The organism is Mesorhizobium sp. ES1-1 (assembly GCF_020164785.1).
Classification (GTDB): domain Bacteria; phylum Pseudomonadota; class Alphaproteobacteria; order Rhizobiales; family Rhizobiaceae; genus Mesorhizobium.
The window spans coordinates 472,948-489,964 of sequence record NZ_JAIUGX010000004.1 but is presented as its reverse complement, the minus strand read 5'-3'; the positions used below and the strand labels follow the sequence as shown (position 1 = coordinate 489,964).

The window sequence follows — 17,017 nt, the reverse complement described above, 5'->3', positions numbered from 1 at the left end:
AGTAGGCAGTAGGCAGTAGGCAGTAGGCAGTAGGCAGTAGGTGAAGGATGACCGGCAAGATCAACTCGTACAAGGATCTTATCGTGTGGCAGCAGGCGATGGACCTAGCCGTAAGCACCTACTGCTTGACCAAGACATGGCCGAAAGAAGAACTTTATGGCTTAACCAGCCTAATCCGCCGCTCGGCCACCTCCATCCCGGCAAACATCGCCGAGGGTTATGGCCGGGACAACAGAGGTTCTTACCAGCAATTTCTCCGGATAGCCCAAGGCTCGCTGAAGGAGTTCGAGACAATCTCCAGATCGCTGAGCGCATCGGTCTTGCCACACATGATCAAGCTCATCAGCTACTGTTAGCGACCGAGGGCCTCGGGAAAATGCTTCGCAAACTCATTATCAAACTGGCGCCCGAATAAAGCGCCTACTGCCTACTGCCTACTGCCTACTGCCTGTCCAGGAGCACCGTCATGACAATCATCGCCTTCATCGGCCTCGGTAATATGGGCAATCCGATGGCCGCCAACTTGGTCAAAGCGGGGCATGCCGTGCACGGTTTCGATTTGGTCCCGGAGAATCTCACGGTCGCCCGCGATCATGGTGTCGTCATCATGGCGAACGCGCCGGCAGCGGTGAAGGACGCCGATGTGGTGATCACCATGCTGCCGGCCGGCAAGCATGTGCTGTCGGTCTATGAGGACGTTGCTCCCAAGGCGAAGACCGGCGCGCTGTTCATTGATTCTTCGACCATCGACGTCGAGTCGGCGCGCAAGGCGCATGCCACAGCGGCTGAACACGGCCTCTTGTCGATCGATGCGCCAGTCTCGGGGGGTACCGTCGGGGCCACGGCCGGCACCCTCACCTTCATGGCCGGCGGCTCCGATGCGGCTTTTGCCGCTGCCGAGCCGATACTGAAGCCAATGGCCGGACGTGTCGTCCATTGCGGTGGCGACGGCGCCGGACAGGCCGCCAAGATCTGCAACAACATGATCCTCGGAATTTCGATGATCGGCGTCGCCGAAGCCTTCGTGCTGGCCGAAAAGCTCGGCCTGTCGCATCAGGCGCTGTACGACGTCGCCTCGACCTCGTCGGGCCAATGCTGGTCGCTGACCACCTATTGCCCGGTGCCCGGCCCGGTGCCGACCTCGCCGGCCAACCGCGACTACAAGCCCGGTTTTGCCGCCGCGCTCATGTTGAAGGACTTGAAGCTGGCGCAGGAAGCAGCGCTTGGTTCAGGAGCCGTAACTCCACTGGGTTCGGAGGCGGCACAACTTTATGCGCTGTTCAACGCCCAGGGGCATGCCGACGCCGACTTTTCCGGCATTATCAACTTCTTGCGCGGCGCTAATACATAAGTCGCTAATATAACTTGTTTTTCTTCGGTATTGGCAGAAACCCGGCAAATTTAGATTTGCTTAAGCTCTCGATAACCCGGCGGTAACGATGTTTCTGTAAAACGGATTGCGAGGCGGACATATCGCACCGCCCGGCGCTCCGGATCAGGTCTCGCGTACCGGAGCCCGTAAGTCTCGACAAGTGCCCAACATGTTTCGCAAAATGTTTGCGTAGCGAAACTCCATGCGTATCTGGCAAAGCCGCGTTCCCCTGGAGCGCGGTTTTTTGCGTTTTGCTCCGGACGAGTCGGAAGGCGGTCGACCGGAAATGCCTTACATTCGCCCGCGCGCGCCGCTCGGGTCATAGGGCGAATCGGCGATCACCCTTGCCGGCCGGCGCTGGCCGAGGATCGACACTTCCAGCTCGGTGCCCACCAAACCAAGGTCCAGCGGCAACAGCGCCAGCGCGATGTCGTGACCAAAAGTGTAGGAATAGCCCGCCGAAGTGACGTGGCCCACGAGCTTGCCTTCGCGATGGACGCCCTCGAAAGCAAATGCGCTGGCACCATCCGTGTCTATCGACAGTGTGACGATCCGGCGTGCCAGTTGCGTGCGCTTTGCTTCCAGCGCGGCACGGCCGATGAAATCCTTATCGAGATTGATGAAGCGATCGAGACCGCTCTCCCAGGCTGACATCTCGAGATTCATGTCGCGATACATCGCCCGGTAGGATTTATCGAGACGCAGCGACTCAAGCGCCTGAAGCCCAACCAGCCTCAGCCCGTGCGCCTCTCCTGACGCCAGGAGCGCGTCAAGCAAGTGCCGCTGGTAGCAGAGTGGGTGATAGAGTTCCCATCCCAGTTCGCCGGAGTAGTTGACGCGCAACAGCCTCACATCGCTCGCCATGCCGACAGTGCCGGACCGGGCGCTGAACCATGGGAAGGCTTCGTTGGAGAGGTCGATTTCCGTCAACGGCTGCAAGACATCGCGGGCTTTGGGCCCAACAATTGTGAAAGCACCGCGATCTCCACTGACATTGCGCAGCTGCACGCTGCCGTCCTTCGGCAGCAGCCGGCACAGCTCATCGAAATTCAGTCGTTCGGCGCGCGGCGTCGAAATCAGGTAGAACTGGTCGCTCCGCAGCCGTGCCACAACATACTCCGCCTGCACGCCGCCGCCCGCCGTCAGGTGATGGGCAAGCACGACACGGCCGAGGCTTGGCAGCTTGTTCGCCAGGATTGCGTCGAGCCAGCGTTCGGCTCCTGACCCGCTGACCTCGAACTTGGTCATCGGCGTCATCTCGACCAGGCCGGCGGCCTTGCGAACGGCCTGCACCTCCGCGTCGACGTAGCTGCCCTTGGCAGTCCAGCGCCAGCTGTAGACATTACGCGCTTCGACGCCTTCGGGTGCGAACCAGCTTGGCATCTCCCAGCCGTTCAACACGTCCCATACCGCGCCGAGCTGGCTCAGGCGGTCGTAGGATGGAGCCGTTTTTTGCGGTCGCGACGCCGGCATGTCCTGGCCGGGATAATGCTGGGTGGCGTGGGTGCCCCAGGCTTCCCTCACCTTTTCCCGGGTCCAGTTCTTGTTGGCATAGTCGCCGAACCGGCGAGGATCCAGTTCCGCCGTGTCGAGGCTGTTGCCACCCTCCACGATCCGCTCGGAGAGGTAGTAGCCAATCGCTCCGCCCCAAAGGATGCCGCCCGGCACGCCTTCGGCGAGCCACACATTCTCCAGGCCCCATGCCTGGCCCATCAACGGCAGCTCATCGGCCGTCATCTGGAAGGGTCCTCGCACGTTCCGCTTGAGGCCGGCGCGGCCGAGCGCGGGAACCAGCTCGGTGGCGCGCTCCCAGTTCCAGGAAACGGCGTCGAAATCCTCGTCCAGCAGATCGGCGCCGAACCATTCCGGCACGCCGTTTTCGGCGAACAGCTTGAGCTGTTCGGTCCGCTCATAGGGACCGAACATCAGCCCGTCGCCTTCCTCGCGCAAATAGCCTTCGAAACCCTCATCGCGGAGGATCGGCATTTCCGGAAAGCCACTTCGCTTGCGTTCCACGATTTCGGGAACAGCCTCTGTGATCCAATACTGATGCAGGATCGGGATCGCCGGAATGTCGAGCCCCAGCATGGCGCCCGTCTGGCGAGCATAGTTGCCGGTTGCGAGGATGACGTGTTCGCAGACGAAATCGCCGCGAGTGGTCCTGACCTTCCATTCGCCGCCCAGCATCCGCTCGAAACCCACCACCTCCGTGCCTAGATGCACCTTTGCCCCGAGGTCGCGCGCACCCTTGGCCATGGCCTGGGTGACGTCGGCCGGCGCAATGTGGCCGTCGTCGGGATGGTAGAGAGCGCCAAGCATCTGCTTGTTGTCGAGGAGGGGCCAGATCTCCCGCGCCTCCGCCGGCGATACGATGCGGGCCTGCACACCCTGCGTCTCGGCGACATCCATATAGCTCTTGTACTCGTCGAGCCTGTCCCGCGTGTTGGCAATGCGCAACTGGCCGCATTTGTGCCAGCCGACCTTCTGACCCGTTTCGGCCTCCAGCCTTTCATAGATCTCGATCGACCTGGCGATCATGCGGCCGATATTGCGGCTGCGCGCATAAGAGGGGATGAGCCCGGCCGCATGCCAGGTCGAGCCTGCCGTAAGCTGCGTTCGCTCCAGCAGGGCGACGTCGGTCCAGCCGCGCTTTGCCAGGCCATAGAGGATGCCGGCACCCACGCAACCGCCACCGACCACGACCGCACGAACCGAACTCGCCATATGCACGTGCCCCTCAAGAGATGTTACCGACCGGATGGACACATCCGCACAAGAACATGCAGAAGCCGCTTCAGCGGCTCTGCCTGACCGGTATTAAACCACCGCCACCAGAACGGTAAACGGTTTTGGTGCCCGTCGATCGTCTGGAAGTGACTCTCGTCAGGTCTTGCGGGACAGGCGCAGAAAATTGGCCTTCACGGCGCGGCTGGCCGGCGTCAGCGCGGCGCTGATCGACCGCTCCGCCGCAACGCCGTTGAGCAACGATGGCGTGCGACCGGAAAGCAGTTCCGGCCAGAAGCCCAGCGCCGAACCCAGGAAGGAGACATGCGCGGCAAGGACACCCTCGGCCATCGCGGCGGTCTTCTCGTTCACCGCAAGTGCGCTCTCCGTGCCCCAGGGCTCCCTGCTGCCGTGATCCATCGCCATCAGCGGCAGGCGCATCATCGCCACCAACGGCGCCAGCATCAGATCGGCGCCGATGCTGGCGGCTTCTCGCGCCTGTCGGCTCTTGCCGGCTTTTCTCATCGTTGTCCCCCTTGTCGCGGCCAGGCCGCTGCCTCCCACACTACGCATGAGGGGATGAAGTTGTTCCTGACCAAGAAGCATGTCGTGGAACGCCGGGCGATCTCGTCTCACAAGGCCGCCCGGCAGGAGGCGCCGGCTCTTACAGCTTGCGCAGGTCCGCCTGCGCGAGATCCAGCGCCTTCCCGATCCGCTCGCAAGCCATGTCGATGGTGTCGCCCGTCCAGATCAGCGGTGGCGACAGGATCATCGTGTCGCCTGTGGCGCGCAGCATCATGCCTTGTCCGATCGCGTGGTCGCGGACGGTGACCGCGGCGCTGCCGCCCGGCAGGAACCGCTCCCGCGTCGCCTTGTCCTTGACGATCTCGATCGCACCCATCAGCCCGATGGATCGCACTTCGCCGACCAGATTATGCCCGGCGATGCGCTCCTGCAAAGCCTGCGCGAAATAAGGGCCGGTATCGTTCCTCACACGGTCGACCAGCCCTTCCCGCTCGATGATCTCGAGATTCTTCAGCGCAACGGCACAGGCCACCGGGTGACCGGAATAGGTGTAGCCGTGATAGAACTCGCCGCCCTTCTCCACCAGCGCCGCGGCGATGCGATCGCCGACCAGCAGCGCCGAGAGCGGCTGGTAGCCGGAGGTCAGCGCCTTTGCGGTGGTAATGGTGTCGGGCTCGATGCCGAAGGTCTGCGCCGCGAACCATTCACCGGTGCGGCCATAGCCGGTGATGACCTCGTCCAGCATCAGCAGCACGTCGTATTTGCGGCAGATGCGCTGGACTTCCGGCCAGTAGCTCGCCGGTGGGATCTTGACGCCGCCTGCGCCCATCACCGGCTCGCCGATGAAGGCCGCGACCTTGTCGGGGCCGGCTTCGAGGATCGCGTCCTCGACCGCCTTTGCCGCGCGCAGGCCGAAATCGTGATCGCTCTCGCCGGGCAGAGCCAGCTCGAACGCATAGGGCATCATCACATGGACGATGTTGGGAACCGCGCCGCCGAGCTGCTTGTGCATCAGGTCCATGCCGCCCAGCGACGTGCCCGCGACGGTGGAACCGTGATAGCCCATTTTGCGCGAGATGATGCGGTTCTTCTCCGGCTTGCCTTCCAGCGCCCAGTAATGGCGCACCAGGCGCAGGGCCGTGTCGTTGGCTTCGGAGCCTGACGAGCCGTAAAACACCTGGTTGATGTGCTTGGGTGCGATCTCCGCCAGCTTCTTCGACAGCAGCACCGGTGTCGGCGTCGAGCATTTGAAGAAGGAATTGTAGTAGGGCAGCTCCTTCATCTGCGCGTAAGCCGCATCGGCCAGCTCATCCCGGCCATAGCCGATGCTGACGCACCAAAGGCCAGCCATCCCGTCGAGGATTTCCGCCCCTTCGGAATCGTAGATGAACGGCCCGTTGGCGTGGGTGATGATGCGCGAACCGGTCTCGCGCAATTCCTTGTGGTCCGTGAAGGGATGCAGATGGTGCGCGGCGTCGATCTGCTGAAGCTGCTTCAGCGAATAATTCTGGTAGGTCATATCGATATTTCCCTCTGAAATTCATGCCGGCTGGTGCCGGGGCGAATGTTTCAGAGGCGCACAGGAGGCGAATAGCCGATGCGGGCGCACAAACGCAGAAGCTCGGCGCGCAGGGTCCGCGATGACGGTGTCACCGCGACCCGGAATGCGCGTGCCGATAGCCTAGCGTGAGCCATGCCAGGCATCTTAGAGCAATTCCTGCAAAAGTGCGAAACGGTTTTGCGTTCGGATTGGCTGGGACCAACGGTTCAGGTCAAATGGAGGTTACGGCGCACCACTCCTGTTCTAGTCGCCCGAAACAAGTTCAGGCCGTGGCGCTCAGCGCCCTTTGCAGGAAGACATATTTCATCGCCGTCTGCGCCGCTTGCGGTCTGCGGTCGCCGCGACCGCCATGTCCGCCTTCCGTCTCCTCGAAGAACAATGTCCTGGCATGACCCGCCTCCTGAAGCCGGGCGGCCATCTTGCGGGCATGGCCCGGATGCACCCGATCGTCGGCCGTCGATGTGGTGAGCAGGACAGGCGGATAGGCGATGCCCTCCTCGACATGCTGGTAGGGCGAATAGGCTGAAAGCCATTTCGCGTCTTCCGGCAGCGAAGGGTCGCCATATTCGGCCATCCACGAGGCGCCAGGCGGCAATTGCGTGTATCGCAGCATGTCGAGCAGTGGCACCTCGATGATAACGGCGCCGAAAAGCTCGGGATGCTGCGTCAGCGAAACGCCGGTCAGCAGGCCGCCATTCGAGCCGCCCTGGATCCCCAGCGAGGAAGCCGTGGCGATGCCTCGCTCGACGACGTCCCGCGCCACCGCGGCGAAGTCGTCGAAGCCGTTCTGGCGGTTGCCTTTGAGCGCCGCCTGGTGCCAGGCCGGGCCGAATTCGCCGCCGCCACGAATACAGGCCTGCACATAGGCGTTGCCCTTCTCCAGCCAAAGCCTGCCGCGTACGCCGGCATAACCGGGCAGCAGCGGCACTTCGAATCCGCCATAGCCGTAGAGCAGCGTCGGCACCGGACGCTTCTGGTCTCTCCGCCTGACGACGAAATAAGGGATCATGGTGCCGTCCTTGGAACGGGCCTCGAACTGCTCGGAGATGAGTGGTCCGGCATCGAAGCGCGCCGGCTGCGACTTCACCGTCTCCAGCGTTTCGCCATCGTCGTCCGACCAGATGATCGAACTCGGCGTCAGGAAATCAGTGAAGGAGAAAGAGACGCTGGAGCCGAAATGCTCGGCATGGCTGATGCCGACCGTGCCATTGTCCGGCAGTGCCACGGGCTTCAGCGACCACGCTCCCGCTTTGCGCTCGCCGACAAGAACCTTGCCGCGCACATTGTCCATCAGGCTTATGAAAAGCCGGTCCTGAGTGCGGGCAAGCCCGCTGATCGACACGCGATAGGCCGGCTCTAGCAAGGTTTCAACGCGTCCGATCACACCGGTCTCAACCCAGTGCGCCAGATCGAGCGAATAGAGACCGTCAGGCTTGCACGTCGTGCCGTCCGGCGCGGTCCACGGGCTGCGCACACCGAAGACGAACTGATCCCGAAACACGGCCGTATCGGTCGTGTCCTCCGGCAGCGGCAAGCGTCTGTTTTCGCCGGAGGGCAGCCGCAGGAACATGTGCGACGCGAAGAAGTTGAGCGTCCGCGCCAAAAACAGATAACGCCTGTCGCCGTCGAATTCGACGCCGGCGCCAACGGCAAGGTCCTGCTTTTGCGCCTCGAAGACCGGTGTCGCCTCTTCCAGGCGAGTGCCGCGCTTCCAGAACTTGATCACACGGGGATAACCGGATTCGGTCTTCTCGGAATCCTCGAAGGCCGCCGAGACGATGACGGTGTCCTTGTCCAGCCAGCCAAACCCGGACTTGGAGGCCGGCGCGCGAAACCCGCCTTCGATGAATGACCGGGATTCAATATCGAACTCCCGCATCTCATTGGCGTCACCACCGTCCGGCGACATCGACAGCAGGCAGCGGCTGAAATCCGGATAGAGCCGGCTGGCGCCGCTGAACACCCATTTGATCCCTTCCTTCGCCGCAAGCTGATCGAAGTCGAGGATCGTTTCCCACACCGGCTTCTCGCTCTTGTAGGAGGCAACCGTGGTGCGCCGCCACAGGCCGAGCGCATTGGTCTTGTCCTGCCAGAAATTATAGACATGGCCGGCAATGGCCGCGCCAACCGCGATGTTGTCCTCAGCCGTCATGAGGTCCAGGGCGGTCTCGAACGAAGCTTGATAGGCCGGGTCGCCCTGCAGTTCGCCGATCGTCACCGCGTTCTGGCGATGCACCCAGTCGAGCGCTTGCTCGGACGTCCTGTCTTCCAGCCAGAGGAAGGGATCGTCGTTTGCGGCTGCGGGTTTCGTATTGGGCAGGGTCATGGAATCTCCGAGAGGCGATGCTTCGGCATGCAACATCGACATGCCGTATCCGATATTCAATAGCCGTGGTTCATGAAGCGAGGTGCAACCCTACCAGCCGGCCGGTGCCGTCATGCGCGCCCGCGTCGGCGAACCGACGAGCGGTACAACGCGAAGAAGACCAGCAAGGCATCGAGGCATGCGATCACGACCGGCAGCCCAAGCGGGCCGATGGCCTGCATCAGCAGCCCTGCCCCGGGCGGACCGACAATGCCGCCGACGCCCCACATCAACGCGAAGGCGGCGTTGCCGGCGACCAGCACCGAGCCCTTGAACCTGTCGCCCAGTTCGACCAGCGCCATTGTATAGACGCCGTATCCGACGGCCCCCATCACCAGGAGCACTACCCAGACCAGCGGTGTCAGGATCAGCAGCGGAAGCAACAGGGCGCAGGCCGTTGTCGCCAGAGCGCAAACGATGATCATGGCGCGGCCGCCATAACGCTCCGCCAGCAGACCGAGCGGAATCTGCAGCAGGATATTTCCCAGCGAAAGCGCCATCACCAGCGCGGCCAGAATGGCTTCAGCCAGGCCGTAGCGCCCGCCGAAGACCGGGAGGAGCGCATAAGTGCTTTGCTGCACCGCTGCTGAGACGAGGACAGCCAGCAGCAGCGCTGGCGCCATGCCGGCAAAGCCGAGGAGACCGCCATTTGATTGTCCGTCATCCTCGAAACCGGCAAGATCCGAAGAAACGGCGTGAAGGATAAACGCGCATAACAGAAAACCGACAACCCCGACCGCGAATGGAGCCCAACCCGATGTGCCGATCAACGTCAGGGCGAACGGCCCGGTCGCATAACCCGCCCCCAGCACCGTGTTGAACACCCCCATGACCCGGCCGCGGCGTGACGGCGGCGCCAGCGAAAGGGCCCAGACTTCGCCAAGAACATAAAGCGGGTTGATGACGATGCCGAGGGCGAAGCGAATGAGGAACCAGCCGACCCAGTCCTGAAGATGGCCGATGGCCATGAAACAGAGCGCGCCGATCAGCGAACAAGCCACCGCCAGCCTGCGCGCGCCCACCAGCCGGACCGCCGTCGGCACGAAGGACGCCGACAGGACGAGACCGAAAGGCATCATGGCCGCCGACAGGCCGATCAGCGCCGGCGAGAGGCCCTGCTTCTGCATCAGCAGCGTGAACAGCGGCGAGCTCAAGCCCTGCGCCGCGCCGAACATCGCCAGCGCGGCGGTTACGCCTGCGAGGGCCGCCCACTTGAGGGGCGGCTCGGCTGATTGGACGGGTGAGGTCATGGCGGCTCGCGACGAAGATTCGGGCTAGCCCTATCGGTCGGACGATGCTTGCGGAAGCCTCAGCAGGATGAAATCGGCGAGCCAAGGCTCGGCCGCTCTGGCATGTCGCTTCCCTCGTCCTAGTGGTCGCCGCCTCCGCACTGACCGGCGGAGCGCCGGTCCATTATGCCGCCCGCTATCGCATCGCACGAGGACCATCATGACTGCCGCCCTACAACCCGCAGACCCGGCCATGACGCCCGATCGCGCCCGCCGCGGCGGGCGCGCCGGAAAGCGCGCCGGCGGCTCGTCAGCATTCGAACAACCGGCGTTTCGCCAGATGAGGAACCCGCTCGCGCCGACAAGGCTCGTTTCGGAGGACGAACTCGAATCGATCCACCTCGCCTCCCTGCGCGTGCTGCGCGAAATCGGCGTTGACGTTCTGCATGACGAGGCTCGTCGCATCATGAAGGCGCATGGCGCCGATGTGCGCGACGGCTCCGAGCGGGTGCGCTTCGACAGCGACATGATCCTCGAACTCGTGTCGCACTGCCCCTCCGAATTCACCATGCATGCCCGTAATCCAGCGCACAATGTCCGCTTCGGCGGCAATAATCTCATCATCTCGATGATGGCATCCGCTCCCAACTGCTCTGACATGGATGGCGGCCGTCGCCCCGGCAACCAGGCGGATTACCGCAACTTCCTGCGCCTTGCGCAGATGCACAACATCCTGCACTGCACGGGCGGCTATCCCGTTGAACCGACGGACATCCACCCATCGGTCCGCCACCTTGAATGTATTCGTGATCTTGCCACGCTCACGGACAAGGTGTTCCACGTCTATTCGCTGGGCAAGGAGCGCAATGTCGACGGCATCGAAATCACCCGCATCGCGCGCGGCGTCAGCCACGAGCAGATGCTGGAGGAACCGTCCGTCTTCACCATCATCAACACCAACTCGCCGCTCAAGCTCGACGTGCCGATGATGGAAGGCATCATCCAGATGTCGAGCAAGGGTCAGGTCGTCATCGTCACGCCGTTCACCCTGTCGGGCGCCATGGCCCCCGTGACCATCGCCGGCGCGCTGGTACAGCAGAATGCCGAGGCGCTGTCAGGCATCGCCTTCGCCCAGATGGTGCGCAAGGGTGCGCCGGTCGGCTATGGGGGCTTCACCTCCAATGTCGACATGAAATCCGGCTCGCCCGCCTTCGGCACGCCTGAATACATGAAGGCGCAGCTCGTCGGCGGCCAGCTTGCCCGCCGCTACAATATTCCCTACCGCACCTCCAACACCTGCGCCGCCAACACGGTCGATGCGCAGGCGGCCTACGAAAGCGTCTTCTCGCTGTGGGGCGCAATCCAGGGCGGCGGCAATCTGATGATGCATGCGGCCGGCTGGCTGGAGGGCGGGCTACGCTGCTCCTATGAAAAGACCATCCTCGACATCGACCTCCTGCAGATGGTGGCCGAGTTCCTGACCCCGCTCGACCTCTCCGACGAGGCGCTCGGCTTCGACGCCATCCAGTCCGTCGGCCCCGGCGGCCACTTCTTCGGCACCCAGCACACCCAGGACCGATACAAGAACGCCTTCTACTCGCCGATCCTCTCGGACTGGCGCAATTTCGAGACCTGGGCCGAGGCCGGATCGCCGACGGCGATGGAAAAGGCCAACAAGGTCTGGAAGGAACGCCTGGCGTCCTATGAGGAACCCTATATGGACCCCGCCATCCGCGAGGAACTCAACGCCTTCGTCGAAAAACGCCGGTCCGAAGGCGGCGCCCCGACAGATTTCTGATCGGTGGTTTTGCTTGGTGGATCGATCCTTCGTATGAACTTGATGAACAGTCGACCCCCACTCCCTCGAGCTTCGCTCGACACCTCTCCCCCGGTCGACGGGGGAGAGGAAGGGCGCGAACTTATGTCGCCTGGCTCCCTTCCTCTCCCTCCGGAGGGGGGAGAGGTGGCGCCGCGTAGCGGCGACGGAGTGGGGGATGGCGTTGATGAAACGCGGAGCCGCCGCAGCGCCGGAACAACGAACCGGGCGCGAAACCTCCGGAAGTCCGGGAACCAAGCCGAAGCATTGCTTTGGCTCGAGCTAAAAACGCGCAAGCTTGGCGGCTACAGATTTGCGCGTCAGTTCTCTATTGGGCCTTTTTTTGCTGACTTCTGCTGCCGCGAAAAATGGCTCGTTGTCGAAATCGACGGTTCGCAACACGCTGGCAGTTCTTATGACCGCCGCCGCGATGGTTTCATGCGCGCCCAAGGCTATTCGATCCTCCGCGTCTGGACCCAGGACGTCCTGACACACCGCACTTCCGTCTGTGAAACCATTCTGGCAGCGTTGGATGGGAGGCTCGCGGAAAACGTGGCCACATCAGATCTCCGTTTTGTCTTCACATCGCACCCCTTCGATTCAGTCCCTTCAGAAACGGATCTATCTTCATGAAATCCCATGTAAAAGCGGTTGTTATCGGCGGCGGCGTCGTCGGCTGCTCGGTGCTCTATCACCTGGCGAAGGCCGGCTGGACCGACATCATGCTGATCGAGCGCTCGGAACTCACCTCCGGCTCGTCCTGGCACGCGGCTGGCGGCTTCCATACGCTGAACGGCGACCCGAATGTCGCCAAGCTGCAGGCCTACACCGTGCAGCTGTACAAGGAGATCGAGGAAATCTCCGGCCAGTCCTGCTCGCTGCACCTGACCGGCGGCGTGATGATGGCCGATACGCCGGAGCGCATGGATTTCCTGCGCCTCGCGCACGCCAAGGGCCGCTATCTCGGCATGGACACGGAGTTGATCACGCCGTCCGAAGCCAAGGCGATGTTCCCCCTGATGGACGAGACGAACTTCGTCGGCGCCATGTGGGACCCGGTCGAGGGCCACCTCGACCCGTCCGGGACGACCCACGCCTATGCCAAGGCGGCGAGGAAGCTCGGCGCCGAGATCGTGCTGCGCAATCGCGTCGTTGAACTGACGCAGGACGTCGATGGCACTTGGAACGTGGTCACTGAACAGGGCACGGTCAAGGCCGAGCATGTCGTCAATTGCGGTGGCCTGTGGGCGCGCGAGATCGGCCGCATGGTCGGCGTCGAATTGCCGGTCCTGGCCATGGAGCACATGTATCTGCTGACCGAGCCGATGCCCGAGGTCGAGGAATTCAACAAATCCACCGGCCGCGAAATGGTTGGAGTGCTCGACTTCAAAGGCGAGATCTACACCCGGCAGGAGCGCAACGGCATCCTGCTTGGCACCTATGAGAAAGCCTGCAAGCCGTGGTCGCCGGTCAACACGCCGTGGGATTTCGGCCATGAATTGCTCCCGCCCGACCTTGACCGCATCGCGCCATCGCTGGAGATCGGCTTCAAGCATTTCCCCGGGATCGAGAAGGCTGGCATCAAGCAGATCATAAATGGCCCCTTCACCTTCGCGCTCGACGGCAATCCGCTGGTCGGCCCGGTGCAGGGCCTGACCAATTTCTGGTGCGCCTGCGCGGTCATGGCCGGCTTCAGCCAGGGTGGCGGTGTCGGCCTCGCGCTGTCGAACTGGATGGTCAGTGGCGATCCCGGCTTCGACGTCTGGGGCATGGATGTCGCGCGTTTCGGCGAATGGGCAGGCCTGCGCTATACCAACGCCAAGGTGCGCGAAAACTATTCGCGCCGTTTCTCGATCCGTTTCCCGAACGAAGAGCTTCCGGCCGCCCGTCCGGCGCAGACGACGCCGCTCTACGACACCATGCTGGCCAACAATGCCGTTATGGGCGACAGCTGGGGCCTCGAGACGCCGCTCTGGTTCGCGCCGAAGGGCACGGAACCGAAGGACATCGTCTCCTTCCACCGCTCCAATGACTTTGGCCCCATTGGCGAGGAAGTGCGCGCCACGCGTGAGCGCGTCGGTGTCACCGAGATCGCCAATTTCGCCAAATACGAAGTGTCTGGTTCGGGGGCGGAGGAATTCCTCAACCGGCTGATGACCAACCGCATGCCCAAGACCGGCCGCATCGTGCTGACGCCTATGCTCAACGAATTCGGCAAGCTGATCGGCGACTTCACCATCGCCAAGGCCGGCGAGGACCGGTTCATGATCTGGGGCTCGTCGGCGGCGCAGAAATACCACATGCGCTGGTTCGAAAAGCATCTGCCGAAAGATGGGCCAAGGGAATCGGAGGTGCGCATCCACCGCTTCGACCAGACGCTGGTCGGCCTGTCGATCGCCGGCCCGAGATCGCGCGACCTGTTGCAGAAGCTGGTCGATGTCGACATCTCGACCACCGCTTTCCGCTTCATGGATTTCCGTGAGATGGCGGTCGGCGGCGCACCCTGCATGGTCAACCGCATCACCTACACCGGCGATCTCGGTTATGAGATCTGGATGGCGCCGGCATATCAGCGCCTGGTCTACAAGGCGATCAAGGACGCCGGCGAGGAGTTCGGCCTCGTCGATTTCGGCATGCGCGCATTGCTGTCCATGCGTCTGGAAAAGAACTTCCCAACCTGGTACCGCGAGTTGCGGCCTATCTACGGGCCCTTCGAGGGTTCGATGGACCGCTTCATCAAGCTCGAGAAGAACGACTTCATCGGCCGCGAGGCCGCCGCCAGGGAACATGCCAACGGCCCGAAACTGCGCCGTGTCTCCTTCATCGTCGATGCCGCCGACGCCGACGTCATGGGCGACGAGCCGATCTGGGCCAAGGTCGCCAAGGACTTTGGCACGGTTGAAAAGCCGCATGGCTACGGCGCGCCGCGCTTCGACGACAAGGGCGAGGAAGCGCGTGGATCCGAGGCTGCTGAGGGCTCGTCAGCCGTGCGCGGCATCGTCGATGGCGACTGGCGTGTCGTGGGTTGGGTGACGTCGGGCGGCTATGCGCACTATGTCCAGAAGTCGATGGCGCAGGGCTATGTGCCGGCGGCCTTGGCCGCGGACGAAAGTGCGGGCCTGTTCGAGATCGAGATCCTCGGACATCGCCGTCCCGCCCGCATAAATATCGAGGCGCCTTTCGACCCGAGCGGCGAGAAGATGCGGACCTGAGGTCCATCCGTGGAAAGCGAAGCGCCGAAAGGCAGTTTTGGCCGGCACCGCAAGATCATGCCGTTCGAGCCAGGCTCCATCGAAGCGCTGCGCGAAGCGTCGCGCGAAAAGGCGGCTTCGCTCAACCAGCATGTGTTGGGCTACGGCGCCCAGGCTGAAAGCGAATGGGCGGCGGCAGGCATCGCGGCGCCCGATCTGCCGGCAATGCGCCAATACCGGCTGGGGCGCATCCGCGCAGAACTGAAGCGACGCGGCTATGCCGGCGCCCTGCTCTATGACCCGGTCAACATCCGCTACGCCACCGACAGCACCAACATGCAATTGTGGGTGGCGCATAATCCGACACGCCATTGTTTCGTCGCCACCGAAGGGCCAGTGGTGCTGTTCGATTATTTCTCCTGCGAGCATTTGTCCGACCATTCCGGTATCGTCGACGAAGTGCGGCCGGCCACATCGTGGATGTATCTCTACGGCGGCGAATTGACCGAGCAGAAGGTTCGCCGTTGGGCCGCCGGCATCTCCGATCTGGTCCGGGACCATGGCGGCGGCAACAGCCGCATCGCCGTTGATCACATCAATCCCGAAGGTGTCGAAGAACTTGCTCGCCTTGGCGTGTCGATCGGCAATGGCGAAGCCGTGATGGAGAATGCGCGGCTGATCAAATCGCCCGACGAAATCCTCGCCATGCGCCGCGCCATTGTCGCCTGCGAGGCGGCGATGGGCGAGATGGAGCAGGCGTTGAAGCCCGGCATCTCAGAGAATGAGCTGTGGGCCGAACTGCACCGTGCCAATATCGCGCGCGGCGGCGAATGGATCGAAACCCGGCTGCTGACATCCGGTCCGCGCACCAATCCATGGTTCCAGGAATGTTCGTCGCGAGCCATCCAGAGCGGCGACCTCGTCGCCTTCGACACCGACCTGATCGGCCCCTATGGCTTCTGCGCCGACCTGTCGCGCACCTGGCTATGCGGGGATGCGATGCCGAGCAATGAACAGCGCGACCTCTTCCGCATCGCGGCCGACCAGATTGCGCATAATATAGAGTTGATGCGGCCCGGAATATCGTTCCGCGACCTCGTCGAACGGTCCTCGGTGCCGCCGGAAGATTGTTTTCCGACGCGCTACGGCGTCCTCTATCACGGCGTCGGTCTGGCCGATGAATACCCAACGCTGCCGCACGCCACCGACTGGACCGAGGACACACCCGACGGCCTGCTGGAACCCGGCATGGTGTTGTGCGTGGAAAGCTATATCGGCCGGCTCGGTGGCCACGAGGGCGTCAAGATCGAAGAGCAGATCCTGATCACCGCCAATGGCAACGAGCAGCTTTCGACATATCCGCTGGATAAACGGCTGCTCGGCTAAGTGAGATCCGCAAGCGCCTCGCGCATCGCGACGACGAGATTGTCCGGCATTGTCCGCGCCGTGATGAATGGGAGGCCCTTGCGCCGAGCGGTCCAGCCGACGACCTCCAATTCCCGCGCCGCGGGCTCGAAACGCTGCGCCAGCGCCCAGCTCTCGCAATCGATGGCCGCAACGTCCGCCCTGCCCTGCGCAACAGCGACGATCGAGGCTCGATGTCCGCCGCTCTGGATGCGTTGCGGGAATATGTCGAGGCTCTCGCCAACCGCCGCGAGATCGCGCGTCAGGGCAATGATGCCGGACATCGAATCAAGGCCGTTGAAGGTAAAGCGCTTGCCGCGCAGCAGGTCGAGCGGCACGGATGCACTGCCATCGGTGGGTGAGCGAACCTGCGGCCCCTCACCCGCCCGCATCACCAAAGCGCTTGAATAAAGTTCGCCGCTGCCACCTTCATAGGCATCATAGCTCGGTTGGCCGAGCACCTGGACCTGGCGGGACAGGCCTAGTTCCATCGGCCCCCAGCAAGTCTGGGCGAAAAGCAGCGCAGGATGCAGCCACAATACGTGGAAATCGAGCGCCTCGGGCGGCAAGGTCGCCGGGTCCGGTGCGAGCAGCTCACCTTGGGCATCGCGAATGCCGCCGTGCACAGCCGGAAGGTCGCCATTCCGTCTGACGATCATCTCCGGCGCGTCGATACCCCTCAGCCGCAGGGCATCGCGCAATGATGCCCACTGGGCATTAACTTCGGGGCGCGTTTCAGGCCAGTCATACATCGGCAACGCCGCAACGAATTCGCTCATGCCGCTGTCTGACCGCTACGTCTTGAAATTAAAGGGAACGCGGAAGCGCCG

11 protein-coding genes and 1 pseudogene are annotated in these 17,017 nt (G+C 63.0%); 6 read left to right on the top strand and 6 right to left on the bottom strand.

Annotated elements, in window-relative coordinates; all coding sequences use genetic code 11:
* The first annotated feature begins 47 nt into the window (after positions 1 to 47).
* Positions 48 to 415 (top strand): annotated as a pseudogene (locus tag LB513_RS10085) (four helix bundle protein).
* 51 nt (positions 416 to 466) lie between these two features.
* A complete protein-coding gene (gene mmsB / locus LB513_RS10080; RefSeq protein ID WP_224663323.1) occupies positions 467 to 1,351 on the top strand; it encodes a 3-hydroxyisobutyrate dehydrogenase in 885 nt (294 codons plus the stop codon).
* Positions 1,352 to 1,663: 312 nt separating this feature from the next.
* On the opposite strand, the gene LB513_RS10075 is transcribed toward mmsB, so the two are convergent.
* From LB513_RS10075 to LB513_RS10055, 5 genes are all read right to left on the bottom strand, one after another.
* Positions 1,664 to 4,096, bottom strand: a complete 2,433-nt coding sequence (locus LB513_RS10075; protein ID WP_224663322.1) for an FAD-dependent oxidoreductase — start codon at positions 4,094 to 4,096, stop codon at positions 1,664 to 1,666.
* Positions 4,097 to 4,255: 159 nt separating this feature from the next.
* Positions 4,256 to 4,621 carry a hypothetical protein gene (locus tag LB513_RS10070; protein ID WP_224663321.1) on the bottom strand — a complete coding sequence of 122 codons (366 nt, stop codon included), beginning with the start codon at positions 4,619 to 4,621 and terminating at the stop codon, positions 4,256 to 4,258.
* A 139-nt stretch (positions 4,622 to 4,760) separates the two neighbouring features.
* Positions 4,761 to 6,140 carry an aspartate aminotransferase family protein gene (locus LB513_RS10065; protein ID WP_224663320.1) on the bottom strand — a complete coding sequence of 460 codons (1,380 nt, stop codon included), beginning with the start codon at positions 6,138 to 6,140 and terminating at the stop codon, positions 4,761 to 4,763.
* A 304-nt stretch (positions 6,141 to 6,444) separates the two neighbouring features.
* Positions 6,445 to 8,508, bottom strand: coding sequence for a prolyl oligopeptidase family serine peptidase (locus LB513_RS10060; protein WP_224663319.1), 2,064 nt, complete (start codon positions 8,506 to 8,508; stop codon positions 6,445 to 6,447).
* Between the two features lie 110 nt (positions 8,509 to 8,618).
* The gene (locus LB513_RS10055) at positions 8,619 to 9,797 is read right to left on the bottom strand and encodes an MFS transporter (protein WP_224663318.1); all 1,179 of its coding nucleotides are present in this window, start codon (positions 9,795 to 9,797) and stop codon (positions 8,619 to 8,621) included.
* Between the two features lie 199 nt (positions 9,798 to 9,996).
* Between LB513_RS10055 and LB513_RS10050 the strand changes: the two genes are divergently transcribed.
* The 4 genes from LB513_RS10050 to LB513_RS10035 all read left to right on the top strand — a co-directional run bounded on the left by LB513_RS10050 (position 9,997) and on the right by LB513_RS10035 (position 16,169).
* The gene (locus LB513_RS10050; protein WP_224663317.1) at positions 9,997 to 11,574 is read left to right on the top strand and encodes a trimethylamine methyltransferase family protein; all 1,578 of its coding nucleotides are present in this window, start codon (positions 9,997 to 9,999) and stop codon (positions 11,572 to 11,574) included.
* Between the two features lie 165 nt (positions 11,575 to 11,739).
* Positions 11,740 to 12,225, top strand: coding sequence for an endonuclease domain-containing protein (locus tag LB513_RS10045; RefSeq protein WP_411962692.1), 486 nt, complete (start codon positions 11,740 to 11,742; stop codon positions 12,223 to 12,225).
* On the top strand, positions 12,222 to 14,804 hold the full coding sequence (locus LB513_RS10040; protein WP_224663316.1) for an FAD-dependent oxidoreductase: 2,583 nt from the start codon (positions 12,222 to 12,224) through the stop codon (positions 14,802 to 14,804). The genes LB513_RS10045 and LB513_RS10040 overlap by 4 nt, the downstream gene beginning before the upstream one ends.
* A 9-nt stretch (positions 14,805 to 14,813) precedes the next feature.
* Entirely contained in the window at positions 14,814 to 16,169 is a 1,356-nt protein-coding gene (locus LB513_RS10035) for a M24 family metallopeptidase (RefSeq protein ID WP_224663315.1), read from the top strand.
* Here the strand turns inward: LB513_RS10035 and LB513_RS10030 are convergent.
* Positions 16,166 to 16,966, bottom strand: coding sequence for a phosphate/phosphite/phosphonate ABC transporter substrate-binding protein (locus LB513_RS10030; protein ID WP_224663314.1), 801 nt, complete (start codon positions 16,964 to 16,966; stop codon positions 16,166 to 16,168). The genes LB513_RS10035 and LB513_RS10030 overlap by 4 nt on opposite strands.
* Between the last annotated feature and the right edge of the window lie 51 nt (positions 16,967 to 17,017).